15 protein-coding genes are annotated in these 13745 nt (G+C 68.2%); 10 read left to right on the top strand and 5 right to left on the bottom strand.

Features of this window, described 5'->3' with window-relative positions:
* Nucleotides 1–31: 31 nt before the first annotated feature.
* Nucleotides 32–355, bottom strand: a complete 324-nt coding sequence (gene fdxA, locus ACFPME_RS10805) for a ferredoxin FdxA (RefSeq protein ID WP_377305068.1) — start codon at nt 353–355, stop codon at nt 32–34.
* A gap of 143 nt (nt 356–498) precedes the next feature.
* Here fdxA and azu point away from each other — a divergent pair, with 143 nt between their 5' ends.
* Nucleotides 499–945 carry an azurin gene (gene azu / locus ACFPME_RS10810; protein ID WP_377305071.1) on the top strand — a complete coding sequence of 149 codons (447 nt, stop codon included), beginning with the start codon at nt 499–501 and terminating at the stop codon, nt 943–945.
* A gap of 97 nt (nt 946–1042) precedes the next feature.
* Nucleotides 1043–1453 (top strand): group III truncated hemoglobin, encoded by a 411-nt coding sequence (locus tag ACFPME_RS10815; protein WP_377305427.1) that lies wholly within the window; start codon nt 1043–1045, stop codon nt 1451–1453.
* 8 nt (nt 1454–1461) lie between these two features.
* Here the strand turns inward: ACFPME_RS10815 and tpx are convergent, their stop codons facing one another.
* On the bottom strand, nt 1462–1962 hold the full coding sequence (gene tpx, locus ACFPME_RS10820) for a thiol peroxidase (RefSeq protein ID WP_377305073.1): 501 nt from the start codon (nt 1960–1962) through the stop codon (nt 1462–1464).
* Between the two features lie 27 nt (nt 1963–1989).
* Complete coding sequence (locus ACFPME_RS10825; protein WP_377305074.1) at nt 1990–2427, bottom strand: CopD family copper resistance protein; 438 nt, start codon at nt 2425–2427, stop codon at nt 1990–1992.
* A gap of 252 nt (nt 2428–2679) precedes the next feature.
* On the opposite strand from ACFPME_RS10825, the gene ACFPME_RS10830 reads away from it, so the two are divergent.
* The 6 genes from ACFPME_RS10830 (at nt 2680) to ACFPME_RS10855 (ending at nt 10859) form a co-directional block, all read left to right on the top strand.
* Nucleotides 2680–4998 (top strand): nitric-oxide reductase large subunit, encoded by a 2319-nt coding sequence (locus ACFPME_RS10830; RefSeq protein ID WP_377305076.1) that lies wholly within the window; start codon nt 2680–2682, stop codon nt 4996–4998.
* 75 nt (nt 4999–5073) lie between these two features.
* On the top strand, nt 5074–5478 hold the full coding sequence (locus ACFPME_RS10835; RefSeq protein WP_377305429.1) for a SirB2 family protein: 405 nt from the start codon (nt 5074–5076) through the stop codon (nt 5476–5478).
* Nucleotides 5475–7439: a pyridoxal phosphate-dependent decarboxylase family protein gene (locus ACFPME_RS10840; protein WP_377305078.1), complete on the top strand. Its 1965-nt coding sequence runs from the start codon at nt 5475–5477 to the stop codon at nt 7437–7439. The genes ACFPME_RS10835 and ACFPME_RS10840 overlap by 4 nt, the downstream gene beginning before the upstream one ends.
* Nucleotides 7436–8572: a PLP-dependent cysteine synthase family protein gene (locus tag ACFPME_RS10845; protein WP_377305081.1), complete on the top strand. Its 1137-nt coding sequence runs from the start codon at nt 7436–7438 to the stop codon at nt 8570–8572. Before ACFPME_RS10840 ends, ACFPME_RS10845 begins: the two co-directional genes overlap by 4 nt.
* Entirely contained in the window at nt 8569–9390 is an 822-nt protein-coding gene (locus tag ACFPME_RS10850; RefSeq protein WP_377305083.1) for a prephenate dehydrogenase/arogenate dehydrogenase family protein, read from the top strand. The genes ACFPME_RS10845 and ACFPME_RS10850 overlap by 4 nt, the downstream gene beginning before the upstream one ends.
* Nucleotides 9387–10859 (top strand): UbiD family decarboxylase, encoded by a 1473-nt coding sequence (locus ACFPME_RS10855; protein WP_377305086.1) that lies wholly within the window; start codon nt 9387–9389, stop codon nt 10857–10859. The genes ACFPME_RS10850 and ACFPME_RS10855 overlap by 4 nt, the downstream gene beginning before the upstream one ends.
* On the opposite strand, the gene ACFPME_RS10860 is transcribed toward ACFPME_RS10855, so the two are convergent.
* Nucleotides 10851–11177 carry a hypothetical protein gene (locus ACFPME_RS10860; RefSeq protein ID WP_377305088.1) on the bottom strand — a complete coding sequence of 109 codons (327 nt, stop codon included), beginning with the start codon at nt 11175–11177 and terminating at the stop codon, nt 10851–10853. The genes ACFPME_RS10855 and ACFPME_RS10860 overlap by 9 nt on opposite strands.
* 16 nt (nt 11178–11193) lie before the next feature.
* A complete protein-coding gene (locus ACFPME_RS10865) occupies nt 11194–11685 on the bottom strand; it encodes a DnrO protein (protein ID WP_377305090.1) in 492 nt (163 codons plus the stop codon).
* A 78-nt stretch (nt 11686–11763) separates the two neighbouring features.
* Here ACFPME_RS10865 and ubiU point away from each other — a divergent pair, with 78 nt between their 5' ends.
* Nucleotides 11764–12828 carry a ubiquinone anaerobic biosynthesis protein UbiU gene (ubiU, locus tag ACFPME_RS10870; protein WP_377305093.1) on the top strand — a complete coding sequence of 355 codons (1065 nt, stop codon included), beginning with the start codon at nt 11764–11766 and terminating at the stop codon, nt 12826–12828.
* A gap of 19 nt (nt 12829–12847) precedes the next feature.
* A complete protein-coding gene (locus ACFPME_RS10875) occupies nt 12848–13735 on the top strand; it encodes a U32 family peptidase (RefSeq protein WP_377305095.1) in 888 nt (295 codons plus the stop codon).
* Nucleotides 13736–13745 lie beyond the last annotated feature (10 nt).

Genomic DNA, 13745 nt, shown 5'->3' on the forward strand with positions numbered 1-13745 from the left:
CGCGAGGGTAGCGCGGCGGCGAAGATGGCGCTCAGCGCTTGAGCAAGGGCAGCTTGCCCGGCACACCGTCCCACTTGGCGGCATCTTCCATCGCCGCGATCTTGCTGGTCAGCACCGGCCACTCGCGCGCCAGCTCGGCGTTGATCGACATGAAGATCTCCTGCCCGGCCGGGACATCGAGTTCGGGGAAGATCGCGCCCACCGGGCACTCTTCCACGCACAGCGTGCAGTCGATGCATTCGTCCGGGTCGATCACCAGGAAGTTCGGGCCCGCGTGGAAGCAGTCCACCGGACACACCTCGACGCAGTCGGTGTGCTTGCAGTTGATGCAGTTCTCGGTGACGACGTGCGTCATTGTGCCTCCTTCCGACGACTGCCGGCATGTGATTAAAGTGTGGTTGACACACGGCAGGGCCAGCCATGATCCAGATCAGTGCCGTCCGCGCGCCACCGTTGCAGAATCATTTGAACCCACTTCCCCCAAGGAGCGACACCTCCATGCGCAAACTCATCGCGATTGCCCTGCTCGGCCTGCTTTCCACCCCGCTGATGGCTGCCGAATGCTCGACCACGGTCGAGGCCAGCGACGCCATGCAGTTCAACACCAAGACGATCACCGTGCCCAAGACCTGCAAGTCGTTCACGGTAACCCTGAAGCACACCGGCAAGTTGCCGGTGACCGCAATGGGCCACAACTGGGTGCTGTCGCACAGCAGCGACGAAGCCGGCGTGATCGCCGATGGCATGAAGGCCGGTGCCGGCAACAGCTACGAGAAACCCGGCGACACGCGCATCATCGCCCACACCAAACTGATTGGCGGTGGCGGCTCGGACACGGCCACCATCAACGTGGCCAAGCTGAAGGCCGGCGAGCAGTACGCCTACTTCTGCACCTTCCCCGGCCACGCCGCGCTGATGAAGGGCAGCTTGAGCCTGGGCCAGTAAGCTCCCCGCACAGGCAACGCATCCGGCCGTCACGGCCGGATGCGTTTTGCGGATGCCGACGTCACATCGTTCCGCGTATGGATCCATCATGTCCCGCATGAACCCGCCGTCGCCCCTGGATGAAGCAGCCCTCGCCCGCCTGGTCGACCGCTTCTATGAAAGGGTGCGGCGCGACGCGCGGATCGGCCCGATCTTCAATGCCGCCGTACACGACTGGGACGAGCACAAGCGCCTGCTCACCTCGTTCTGGGCCTCGGTGGCCCTGCGTGCGGGCAGTTATCGCGGCAACCCGATGGCGGCGCACCGGCCGCATCCGATCCAGGCCGAGCACTTCGACCACTGGCTCGCGCTATGGCGCGAAACCTGCACCGAGGAACTGGACGAAGCCAATGCCGCGCTGATGCTGGAATACGCCAGCCGCATCGGCCGCAGCCTGAAATATGGGCTCGGCATCCATCCGCAGGCACGCTCGTTCGGCGTGCCGATCGTCGGCATCGAGCAGTCATAACATCGCTTTCAGGCCAGCGCCTTCAGCGCTGCATCGTAATCGGGCTCATGCCCGATCTCGCTGACCAGTTCGGCGTGGATGACCTTGTCGTGCTCGTCCAGCACCAGCACCGCGCGCGCGGCCAGGCCGGCCAGCGGGCCGCTGGCGATGGCCACGCCGTAGTCGTCGAGGAACTGGCGGCCGCGCATCAGCGACAGGGTTACCACCTGATCGAGCCCCTCGGCGCCGCAGAAGCGCGCCTGCGCAAACGGCAGGTCGGCCGAGACGCACAGCACCACCGTGTTGCTCAAGCCACCGGCCAGCGCGTTGAAGCGGCGCACCGACGTGGCGCATACGCCGGTATCCACGCTGGGGAAAATATTGAGCACCTTGCGTTTGCCGGCATAGCTCGACAACGCGACATCGGACAGGTCGCTGCCGACCAGCCGGAACGCCGGCGCCCTGCTGCCCACCGCCGGAAACTGGCCGCCGATGCTGATCGGCTGGCCCTTGAACCTGACATCGGACATCGCACTACCTCGTAGTTGAATGGACGGCTACAAGTAGAACATGGTCTTGGCCAGAAACACGATGCCCACCATCAGGCCCAGCACGACCCGGTGGGTATGCCGGAAGCGGCAGACATCCATCCTGCCGCGGCGCATCGCCCACATCGCGTTGACGAACACGGCCAGCACGCCGAACGCCAGCAGCACCTTCAGCAGCAACAGGTTGCCGAAACGCGAACCGACGCAGGCGATGCCGTCGCAACGGATGTCGAACAACACCCCGCCGCTGACGAACAGCGCGACCACCACCAGCGGCATGAACCGGCGCACCCGCGCCATCACCGCCTGCTCGATGCGCTGCATGGTGGCGGTGTCGAAGTGCTTGTGCAGCGACTCGACCACCAGCACCTCGAACGCCACCGCGCCGACAAACACGATCGCGCAGGCCAGGTGCAGCAGGACGACCCATGGGTACCAGGCGATCACGGCGAACCTCGGTGCAGGTCAAGCGGACAGGCTCCGCTGCAACGGACGCGTCGGCCATGACCTGCATCAAGGGCGGTCGCTCCACGCCTGCAGGCATGGCGACACGCCCGCCCCGGGCGGAGCCGGAAACATCGCGCCGCGTGATCGCCTGCGACAATTCGTGCCGCACCGACGCAGCATTCGCTGACCTGAATCAAGAGGATCGATCGGCATTGGCTCCAGCATGCGCGCATCATTGAAGGGAGATGCGCGATGAGTACCACCCGAAAACTGTGGCTCGGCCTGGCAGCCTTGCTGACCGTGTCATTCGCGGTGCTGCTGTGGGTCGGCCGTGTGGTGCACCAGCAGGCACCGCCGCTGCCCACCGCGGTGCTGACCAGCGGCGGCCAGACGCTGTACACCAAGGCCGACATGGAACTGGGCCGGCAGGTCTGGCAGAGCATCGGCGGCCAGCAGTTGGGATCCATCTGGGGCCACGGTGCGCTGCTGGCGCCGGACTGGAGCGCCGACTGGCTGCATCGCGAAGCCACCACGATGCTGGAGCTGCTGGCGCGCGATGAAGGCCTCGGCCCGTACGCGTCGCTGGATGGGCCGCAGCAGGCCGCGCTGAAGTCGCGCGTCATGCGGGAGCTGCGCACCAATACGTATGACGCAAGCACCGACACGATCACCGTATCGGATCTGCGCGCGCATGCGATGGAGGCGGTTGCCGCGCACTACATGAGCCTGTTCAGCAACGATCCGGCGACGAAGAAGCTGCGCGAAGACTACGCGATGCGCGACAACACCATCGCCGAAATGCCGCATCGCCGCGCGGTCACCGCGTTCTTCTGGTGGACCAGCTGGGCGGCGGCCGCGCAGCGCCCGCACGAAGCCATGAGCTACACGCAGAACTGGCCGTACGAGCCGCTCGCCGGCAACACGCCGACCTCGACCGCGTTCCTGTGGTCGATCTTCAGCATCCTGTTCATGATCCTCGGCATCGGCTTGCTGGGGTGGCACCACGCGGTGCATGGCAGCGAGGAGAAGCCGGCGATGCCGCCGCTGCGCGATCCGCTGGCCGATCTGAAACCGACGCCGTCGATGAAGGCCACCGCGAAATATTTCTGGACCGTGCTGGCGCTGTTCCTGGCGCAGATCCTGCTGGGCGCAACCACCGCGCACTACCAGGTCGAGGGACAGCAGGCCTACGGCTTCGCCCTGGCCAACTACCTGCCCTACGCGCTCACGCGTACCTGGCATACCGAACTGGCGGTGTTGTGGATCGCCACCGCGTGGCTGGCCACCGGCCTGTACATCGCGCCGATGATTTCCGGCTACGAGCCGAAGTTCCAGCGGCTCGGGGTGAACTTCCTGTGGGTCTGCCTGCTGGTGATCGTGGTCGGCTCGTTTGCCGGCCAGTGGTTTGCGGTGATGGACAAGATGGGGCTGCAGTACAACTTCTGGTTCGGCCACCAGGGCTGGGAATACACCGACCTCGGCCGCTTCTGGCAGATCTTCCTGTTCATCGGCCTGATGCTGTGGGTGTTCCTGGTCGGCCGCGCGCTGTGGCCGGTGATGCGCAGCAAGGGCGAAAGCGCCTCGATCGTCGGCCTGCTGTTCCTGTCCACCGTGGCGATCGGCCTGCTCTACGGCGCCGGCCTGATGTGGGGCGAGCACACCCATATCGCGATGGTCGAGTACTGGCGCTGGTGGGTGGTGCACCTGTGGGTGGAAGGCTTCTTCGAGGTGTTTGCCACCGCAGTGATCAGCTACCTGTTCATGAAGCTTGGCCTGATCCGCGTGCACACGGCCACCGTCGGCGTGCTGTTCGCCACCATCGTGTTCATGGCCGGCGGCGTGCTCGGCACCCTGCATCACCTGTACTTCAGCGGCACCACCACCGCGGTGATCGCGCTCGGCGCCAGCTTCTCGGTGCTGGAAGTGGTACCGCTGGCGCTGATCGGCCTGGAAGCCTACGGCACCTGGAAGCGCCAGCACTCCGCGCCGTGGATGGCGCGCTACCGCTGGCCGATCATGTTCTTCGTGGCGGTGAGTTTCTGGAACCTGGTCGGTGCGGGCATGTTCGGTTTCCTGGTCAACACGCCGATCGCGCTGTACTACATGCAGGGCCTCAACCTCACCGCGCTGCACGGCCATACCGCGCTGTTCGGCGTGTACGGCATGCTCGGCATGGGCCTGATGCTGTTCTGCCTGCGCGGGATCAAACCGCAGGCGATGTGGCGCGAAGGTCTGCTGCGCGGCTCGTTCTGGAGCCTCAACATCGGACTGTCGCTGATGGGCATCCTGACCCTGCTGCCGCTGGGTCTGCTGCAGTTGCGCGCGGTACTTGACCACGGCTACTGGTTCGCCCGCTCGGCCGAGTTCATGGACCGCCCGCTGATCCACATGCTTGTGTGGATGCGCATGCCAGGCGACATCATGTTCGCGATCGGCGCGCTGCTGATCGCCGTGTTCGTCGCCTCGCTGTGGCTGGCGCAGAAGCCGCAGGCGCGGGCGAACGCGGCGGCGCGGGCATTGCCCGAAGGTGCGCCGCCGGCTCGTGCCGAGGCCGTCGCAGAAACCGTGTAAGTGCTGGCGGGGCGCATGCGTGCGCCCCGCTTCTTCGCCGGCAGCGCCGGCCACCACGAACGCGCAGGGATCACGATGTTCGAGTTCTATCCGCAGATCAAATGGGTGCATATCGCCTGCGTGCTGGCCAGCGGCTTGCTGTTCGCTCTGCGCGGGCTGGCGGTACAGCTGGGGCATGCCGGCGCCGCGCAATGGACCCCGCTGCGGCTGCTCAGCTACAGCATCGACACCGCCCTGCTCACCGCCGCGCTGATGCTGCTGACGATCCTGCCCGGCGCGATGTTCGCCAACGGCTGGCTCACCACCAAGCTGATCCTGCTGGTGCTTTACGTGCTGCTCGGCACGCTGGCGCTGAAACGCGGACGCACCCCGCGCACGCGGCAACTTTGCTACGTCGCCGCGCTGTGCACCTACGTGTTCATGCTGGGCGTCGCCCGCATGCACCATCCACTGGGCTGGCTGCATGGGTGGCTGGCATGAGCGCGACCGTGCCGCTGCCCACGCCGGCGCCGCGCGACCACACGCTGGACGCCTGCTTCCTCGGCCCCTACGGCGAGAATGACGCGCTGCTGGAAAAGCTGATGGTGGAGTTTCTGCGCGATCACGTGTACTGGCGGCGCAACTTCCATCCGGAGGATCCGCCGGCAATCGCCACCGCCGCCGTGCACCATCCGGATTACCTCGCATTCGAATCGCGCATGCGCGGCGAGCTGCACCGGCTGTCGGCCGCGCTGAAGAAATCGGTGCCGTTCCACAGCCCGCGCTACATCGGCCACATGGCCTCGGACCTGCTGCTGCCCGGGCTGGCCGCGCAGATGCTGACCTTGCCGTACAACCCCAACAACGTCAGCGAGGATGCCGCGCCGGTCACCGTCGACATGGAGGTGCAGGCCGGCCTGCAGCTGGCGCGCATGCTCGGCTATCCGCACGACCCGGCGCAGGACGCCTGCGCGTTCGGCCACCTCACCTCCGGCGGCACCCTGGCGAACTACCAGGCGCTGCGGCTGGCGCTCGCCATGAAGGCGTTTCCGGTGGCGTTGCGCGCGGCCAGGGTGCCCGGGATCGAGCTGCCTGCGGACGACTGGCTCGCCTTCAACCTCTCCCACGCCGACGGTGTCGCCGTGCTGGAAGCATGGCAGCGCTGGCTGGCCGCGCAGACGCCGGCAGCGCGCACGCACTGGCTGCAGCAGGTGGAGGCCGAGCGCATCGAGCAGCGCGGCATGGTCGGCTTCTTCGCCGCGCATCCATCGCTGCGCGTACCGCTGGTGCTGGCACCGGTCACCGCGCATTACTCGTGGAGCAAGGGATTGAAGCTGCTCGGCCTGGGCCGCGACCAGCTGGCATTGCTACCCACCGCCGGCATGCGGCTGGACCCGGCTGCACTGCGCGACGCGCTCGTCCGCTGCGCGCGCGAGCGGCAGCCGGTGCTGATGTGCGTGGCGGTGCTGGGCAGCACCGAGTACGGCACCATCGACCCGATCCACGAAGTGCTCGCCGCGCGCGACGAATCGCGCGGGCGCGGGCTGGACTTCGCCGTGCACGTGGACGCCGCCTGGGGCGGCTATCTGGCCACGCTGTTCCGCCACGAGGATGGGTCGCTGCGCACGCGCGCCGAGGTGGCCGCCGACTACGTGCAGTTCCCCACGCCGGCGGTGCACGCGGCGTTCGCCGCGCTGGGCGACACCGATTCGGCCACGGTCGATCCGCACAAGCTCGGCTATCTGCCCTACGGTACCGGCGCCTTCATCTGCCGCGACCATCGGCCGATGGCACTGCTGGCCGAACGCGCCGACTACGTGTTCCATGCAGCCACGCCCGCCGGCTACCTGGCGCGCTACCGAAGCCTGGGCCAGTTCATTCCCGAGGGTTCCAAATCCGGTGCCGCGGCGGCAGCGGTCTACGTGACGCACAAGGTGCTGCCGCTCGATCATCGCCACTTCGGCCAGCTGCCGCGCGCCACCGTGCGTGCGGCCGAGGCGTTTCATGCGCGCGCGCAGCAGTTCGCGCGGGAGCTCGCCGATAGCGTGCAGGCACTGGTGCCGTTCGCACCGGACAGCAACCTGGTCTGCCTTGCACTCAATCCACGCGGCAATGCATCGGTGGCCGGCGCAAATGCCTTCGTGCGCGCCCTGCACGACACGCTTCGCTGCGATCCCAGCCAGCCGCTGCAGCTGAAGGAGTTCTTCGGCTCGGTGACCAGCCTGCGCCCGGAGGTGCTCGGTACCGCCGAGACCACGCGCATCCTCAGCGGGCTGGCACTGGACGCCGGGACGCTCGAGCATGACGGCGACGACGATCGCCTGCTGATCCTGCGCCACACCCTGATGAACCCGTACCTGATCGACCATGAGAACGGCATCAGCTACATCGACCGCTATTTCGAGTTTCTCGGTCGCCGCGTGCGCGCGCTGACCACCACCCACGGACTCGCGCCGCCATGAACGCCGAACCTTCACTGGACAACACCTTCCGCCTCGTCAACCCGCAACGCGACGCCGAGCGGCGCTGGGTTCACACCGCGCTGGCGAAGCTGCAGCAGGAGTCGGCGCGCTCGGCCGACACGCATCTGCTCAAGCTGAATTTCCCCGGCTTCCACGGCATCGATTTCTATTTCAAGGACGAGGCCTCGCATCCCACCGGCAGCCTCAAGCACCGGCTGGCGCGCTCGCTGTTCCTGTACGCGCTGTGCAACGGGCGCCTGCGCGACGGCCAGACCGTGGTCGATGCCTCGTCCGGCAGCACCGCGATTTCCGAGGCGTGGTTCGCGCGCATGCTGGGGCTGCCGTTCATCGCGGTGATGCCGGCATCCACTGCGCCGGGCAAGATCCGCGACGTGCAGGCGCTGGGCGGCGAGTGCGATCTGGTCGACGACCCCGCGCAAGTGCATGCGCGCGCCGCCCAGCACGCCGCGCGCGGCGCCTGCCACCTGGACCAGTTCGGTCTGGCCGAGCGCGCCACCGACTGGCGCGGCAACAACAACATTGCCGAGTCGATCATCGGCCAGCTCGCGCTGGAGGAGGAACCGGAGCCGGAGTGGATCGTCTGCGGCGCCGGCACCGGCGGCACCTCGGCCACGATCGGCCGCTACCTGCGCTACCGCCGGCTGCACAGCCGCCTGTGCGTGGCCGAACCGGCCGGCAGCGGCTTCGTGCATGGCTGGCGCACGCGCGACCCGCGTGCCGTCGCCAGCCAGCCGACCCTGATCGAGGGCATCGGCCGGCCGCGGGTCGAGCCCGGTTTTCTGTTCGACGTGGTCGACCGCGTCGTCGAGGTGCCGGACAGCGCCTCGATCGCGGCCGCCTGGCTGCTGGAAGAATTGCTGGGCCGCCGCTACGGCGGCTCGTCAGGCACCAACTTCGTGGCCTGCCTGCAGCTGGCCGCGTCGATGCGCGTGCGCGGCGAGCGCGGCAGCATCGTCAGCCTGCTGTGCGATCGCGGCGAACGCTACGCGCAGACGCTGTTCGATCCGTCGTGGCTGGCCGCCTACGGCATCGATACCGCGCCATGGGACGCCGCCCTGCGGGCGAGCCTGGCCAGCGGCACCACACCCGTGGCAACCCGCCCCGCCGCATGAGCACCATCGCTCCGCGCATGGTCGCCGAACCGGCGACGACGTTTGCCGTATTGGGCTACGGCCGCTTTGGCCAGGCCTTTGCGGGGTTGCTGCTGCAGGCGGGACATCGTGTTCGCGCGTTCGATCCGCACGCCGACGTCCCCGCCGCGCTGGCCGCCGCGTCGATGTCCGCCGCGGTCGACGACGCGTCTTGGATCGTGCTGGCGATGCCGGTACCGCACATGGGCGAGGCCTTGCGCATGCTGCGGCCACAACTGCACGCAGGGCAGACGGTGCTCGACGTGGGCAGCGTCAAGATGCGGCCGTGCGCACTGATGGACGAACTGCTTGGCGCGGAGATTGCGCATGTCGGCACGCATCCGCTGTTCGGTCCGCTCAGCCTGGCCCGCGGCGAGCGCCCGCGGCGTGCGGTGATCTGCGCCAGCGCACGGCACCCGCACGCCGCAGCGCGGGCGCGCCGGCTGTTCATCGAACTCGGTTGCGACGTGATCGAGCAGGAGCCGGCCAGCCACGACCGCGCCATGGCGAACACCCATGCGCTGGCGTTCTTCCTTGCCAAAGGCCTGATCGACCTGGGCGTGGACGACGACATGACGCTGGCGCCGCCGTCGTTCCAGGGCCTGAAGCACATGCTGGCGGCCGTGCGCGGCGATGCCGGCCACCTGTTCGCCGCGATCCAGCAGGAGAACGCGTATGCCGCCGAAGCGCGCGCGCGGCTGATCGCGTCGCTGGAATCGATCCATCGCAAGCTGCTGGCCGACAGCGATGGCGAGGATGGCAGCCTGGCCATTCCCTGCCGCCCCGGCCTCGTCCCGTGAGCTTTCACGACCTGCGCGGCTTTCTCGACCGGCTGGAACGCGACGGGCAACTGCTGCGCGTGCGGGTGCCGGTCGATCCGCATCTGGAATCCACCGCGCTCAGCCTGCGTGCGCTGCGCGAGGACGGCCCCGCGCTGCTGATGGAGCGTCCCGGCGACTCGACGCATGCGCTGCTAGGCAACCTGTTCGGCCACCGTCGGCGCATCGAGCTGGCGCTGGCTGGACGGCCGCTGGCTTCCTTGCGCGAACTCGGCCAGCTTCTCGCCGCGATCAAGGAGCCACGCTGGCCGTCCAGCCTGCGGCAGGCGCTGGCGACCTGGCCGGAACTGGCGCAACTGGCGCACGTGGCGCCGCAGCGTGTGCGTGAGGCGGCGTTCGAGGAGGAAACCCTGCGCGGCGGCGAGATCGACCTGGCGCGCCTGCCGATCCAGCATTGCTGGCCCGACGACGCCGGCAAGCTGATCACGTTCGGCCTGGTGGTGACGCGCGGCCCAGCCAAGCCGCGCCAGAACGTGGCGATCTACCGCCAGCAGGTGCTCGGGCCGAACCGGGTGATCATGCGCTGGCTGCCGCATCGCGGCGGCGCGCTCGACTACGCCGACTGGTGCGCCGCGCATCCGCAACAACCCTTCCCCGTGCTGGTGGCGATCGGTGCAGACCCGGCGACGATGCTGGCGGCGGTGGCGCCGGTACCCGACACCCTGTCCGAATACGAATTCGCCGGCCTGCTGCGCGGCCAGCGCACGCGCGTGTGGCGCAGCGAGCTTACCGGCCTGGATGCGCCGGCCGGCGCGGAGATCCTGATGGAAGGTTTCGTCCACCCCGGCGACAGGGCGCTGGAAGGCCCGTTCGGCGACCACACCGGTTACTACAACGCGCAGGATCACTTTCCGGTGTTGACCATCGAGCGCATGCGCCTGCGCCGCGAGGCGATCTACCACGGCAGCTACATGGGCCGCGCGCCGCACGACGAACCATCGGTGCTGGCGCTGGCGCTGAACGACGTGTTCGTGCCGATCCTGCAAAAAGTGTTTCCGGAAATCGTGGACTTCTACCTGCCGCCGGAGGCGTGTTCGTACCGCATCGCGGTGGTCAGCATCCGCAAGCAGTACGCCGGCCATGCGCGGCGGGTGATGATGGGCGTCTGGTCGTACCTGCGCCAGTTCACCTACACCAAGTTCGTGATCGTCACCGACGACGACATCGACGTGCGTGATTGGGCGCAGGTGATCTGGGCCGTGTCGACCCGGGTCGACCCGGCGCGCGACGCGATGCTGGTGGAGAACACCCCGATCGACTACCTCGATTTCGCCAGCCCGGTCGCCGGGCTCGGCTCCAAGCTCGGCCTCGACGCGACGAACAAATGGCCGTCCGAAACCACGCGTACCTGGAGCCGCCCCATCGTCCCGGACGCCGCGGTGGAACGGCGCGTCGAGGCGTTGTGGACCGGCCTCACGCGCTCAGGTTGACGTACCCGCGCCGTCCTCCGCGGCAGCCTGTGGCCGAGCCGCGGCGGGATCGGCGATCCATTCGCGCGCCCGTTGCTGCAAGGCGCGCCAGGACGCTTCCCACTGTCCATCGCGTGGCCGCGACCAGGCCAGCTGGATCAGCACCGCGTGCAACCCCTTCACCTGCTGCTGCGCGCACGCCAGGGCAGCCAGCGCCTGCTCGTGCTCGTCCTTGCCCACCATCAGGATCCTGCGGTCGCGGCAGACGCCGATGCACGGCTGCGGCGCTTCGATCTTGCCGCAGCCGATGCACTGCCAGGCTGGAATCCAGTCGGTCACGCGCGGCCAGCTCAGCTCAAGGCTCGTCGTGCATCTCATGCATGACCGGCGCCGGCGTGTCCCAGCCCGGGTCGTTGAAGTAGCGTGGGTAGTCCGCCACTGCCGCGCGCATCGCGGCGACGGCTGCCATGTCCTTCGGGTTCCTCTTCAGCGTCTGGGTGGAGGCGACCAGCGGCACCAGCATGCCGTGCAAGGCGGCATCGGCGTCCGGCGCGAGCTTGCAGTGGGCGAACATGTAGGTGGTCGCCGCCTCGATCGTGGCGACGCGATCGAGCGCCATCGCCTCGCTCATGTGGCCCATCTCGTAGTGGCGCAGTTCCTCCAGCGCCGTGTGCACCCGGCCCATGCCTTCGCGCAGCGGCGCATCCGGGGTCCAGCGCTGCGCCGGGATCGGCGCGTGGGCGGCATGTTCGGCGGGCGTCGTGTGCTCGTGCTGCGGCGCCGACCACGCCAGCCCGCTCAGCGCGAAACCGCCGAGCAGCAGCAGACTGAACTTCACGGATCTCATGATGGCAACTCCTGCGGGCGGCGCCATGGCCGCGGACAAGGCCATGGTAGCGATCTCCCGCGCAGGTCCGAGTGATCCATGTCAACGACGCGCGGCAAAGCGCGCGCCACGATGCGTGCCGAATCCCTGCCCCCCGAGGTGCCCATGCAACTGGTCTGTCCTGCCGGCAACCTGCCGGCGCTGCAAGCGGCGATCGACGCCGGCGCCGATGCGGTCTACGCGGGCTTCCGCGACCAGACCAACGCACGCGCTTTTCCCGGCCTCAACTTCAGCGATGCGGAGCTGCGCGACGGCATCGCGTATGCGCACCAGCGCGGCCGGCAGGTGTATCTGGCGCTGAATACCTACCCCGACAGCGCGCGGCTGCAGCAGTGGTACAGCGCCGTGGACAAGGCCGCCGAGTTCGGCTGCGACGCGATCATCGCGGCGGAAATGGCCGTGCTCGACTACGCCACGCGCACCCACCCTTCGCTCAAGCGGCATCTGTCGGTACAGGGATCGGCGACCACCGCGCCTGCGCTGCGCTACGCGCACGAGCGCTTCGGTATCAGCCGCGCGGTGCTGCCGCGGGTGTTGTCGATCCAGCAGGTCGAGCGCCTGTGCGAGGGCTCGCCGGTGCCGCTGGAGGTGTTCGCGTTCGGCAGCCTGTGCATCATGGTCGAGGGCCGCTGCCAGCTGTCCAGCTATGTCACCGGCGCCTCGCCGAATCGCCACGGCGTGTGCTCGCCGGCCAGCTTCGTGCGCTGGGAGGAGCACGAGGACGGCCGCCGCAGCGTGCGCCTGAACCAGGTGCTGATCGACAAGTTCGAGCCGGCCGAACCGGCCGGCTATCCCACCGTGTGCAAGGGCCGCTTCGATGTGGGCGGCGAGATCTTCCACGCACTGGAAGAGCCGACCAGCCTCAACACGCTAGAGCTGCTGCCGCGATTGGCACAGGCCGGCGTGGCGGCACTGAAGATCGAGGGGCGCCAGCGCGGCGTGGCCTATGTCGGCTCGGTCACGCGCACCTGGCGCGACGCGCTGGACCGCTACCGCGCTTCGCCGCAGGACTGGTCGGCGCAACCACGCTGGCAGTCCGCGCTGTCGAAGCACGCCGAGGGTCACCAGACCACGCTCGGCCCCTATCACCGCTCCTGGCACTGATTTTCCGGGTACCGAACCGATGAACACGATGAAACTGAGCCTGGGCCCGCTGCAGTACTTCTGGCCGCGCGAACGCACGCTGGCGTTCTATCGCGAGGCCGCCGACTGGCCGGTCGACATCGTCTACCTGGGCGAGACGGTATGCAGCAAGCGGCGCGAGCTGGGCACGCGCGACTGGATCGCGCTGGCCGGCGAGCTGGCCGCCGGCGGCAAGCAGGTGGTGCTGTCCTCGCTGGCGCTGATCGAAGCCGAATCCGAACTGGGCGTGCTGCAGCGTCTGGTCGATCACGGCGGCTGCTGGATCGAGGCGAACGACCTCTCCGCGGTGCAGCTGTGCCGCGAGCGCCAGCTGCCGTTCGTCGCCGGTCCCACGCTCAATGTCTACAACCATCACGCACTGGGGATGCTGATGGACGACGGGCTGCGTCGCTGGGTGCCCGGCGTGGAGCAAGGCCACAGCTTGCTGCGCGAGTTGCGCGAGGCGATGCGGCTCGAAGACCGCGCGATGCCCGAACTGGAAGTGATCGCGTTCGGTCGGCTGCCGCTGGCGTACTCGGCACGCTGCTTCACCGCGCGTGCGCTCGACGTCGCCAAGGATCAATGCAACTTCCGTTGCATCGACTATCCCGACGGCATGCCGCTGGCCACGCGCGAAGGCCGGCCGTTCCTGCGCATCAACGGCATCCAGATCCAGGGCGAGGAGATCACCGACCTCGGCCCCGAACTGCCGATGCTGCGCGAACTCGGCGTGGACATCCTGCGGCTGTACCCGCAAGCCGAAGGCATGGCCGGGATGGTGGCGCACTTCCATCTCGCCCGCCGCTCGCCGGTGGCGCCGCCGCGTATCGGCGCGCGCAACGGCTACTGGCACGGCGAGCCTGGCATGCGGCCAAACAGCGTGGCGTAACCCGCGCCCG

Origin of the sequence: Rhodanobacter umsongensis, assembly GCF_042654965.1 — a bacterium.
Lineage (GTDB): Bacteria > Pseudomonadota > Gammaproteobacteria > Xanthomonadales > Rhodanobacteraceae > Rhodanobacter > Rhodanobacter umsongensis.

Excerpts from the sequence above, each read along its gene's own strand:
- fdxA (WP_377305068.1), bottom strand. The coding sequence starts at position 355 with ATGACGCACGTCGTCACCGAGAACTGCATCAACTGCAAGCACACCGAC.
- ACFPME_RS10845 (WP_377305081.1), top strand. The coding sequence starts at position 7,436 with ATGAACGCCGAACCTTCACTGGACAACACCTTCCGCCTCGTCAACCCG.
- ACFPME_RS10815 (WP_377305427.1), top strand. The coding sequence starts at position 1,043 with ATGAACCCGCCGTCGCCCCTGGATGAAGCAGCCCTCGCCCGCCTGGTC.
- ubiU (WP_377305093.1), top strand. The coding sequence starts at position 11,764 with ATGTCAACGACGCGCGGCAAAGCGCGCGCCACGATGCGTGCCGAATCC.
- tpx (WP_377305073.1), bottom strand. The coding sequence starts at position 1,962 with ATGTCCGATGTCAGGTTCAAGGGCCAGCCGATCAGCATCGGCGGCCAG.
- azu (WP_377305071.1), top strand. The coding sequence starts at position 499 with ATGCGCAAACTCATCGCGATTGCCCTGCTCGGCCTGCTTTCCACCCCG.
- ACFPME_RS10840 (WP_377305078.1), top strand. The coding sequence starts at position 5,475 with ATGAGCGCGACCGTGCCGCTGCCCACGCCGGCGCCGCGCGACCACACG.
- ACFPME_RS10835 (WP_377305429.1), top strand. The coding sequence starts at position 5,074 with ATGTTCGAGTTCTATCCGCAGATCAAATGGGTGCATATCGCCTGCGTG.
- ACFPME_RS10865 (WP_377305090.1), bottom strand. The coding sequence starts at position 11,685 with ATGAGATCCGTGAAGTTCAGTCTGCTGCTGCTCGGCGGTTTCGCGCTG.
- ACFPME_RS10830 (WP_377305076.1), top strand. The coding sequence starts at position 2,680 with ATGAGTACCACCCGAAAACTGTGGCTCGGCCTGGCAGCCTTGCTGACC.
- ACFPME_RS10850 (WP_377305083.1), top strand. The coding sequence starts at position 8,569 with ATGAGCACCATCGCTCCGCGCATGGTCGCCGAACCGGCGACGACGTTT.
- ACFPME_RS10875 (WP_377305095.1), top strand. The coding sequence starts at position 12,848 with ATGAACACGATGAAACTGAGCCTGGGCCCGCTGCAGTACTTCTGGCCG.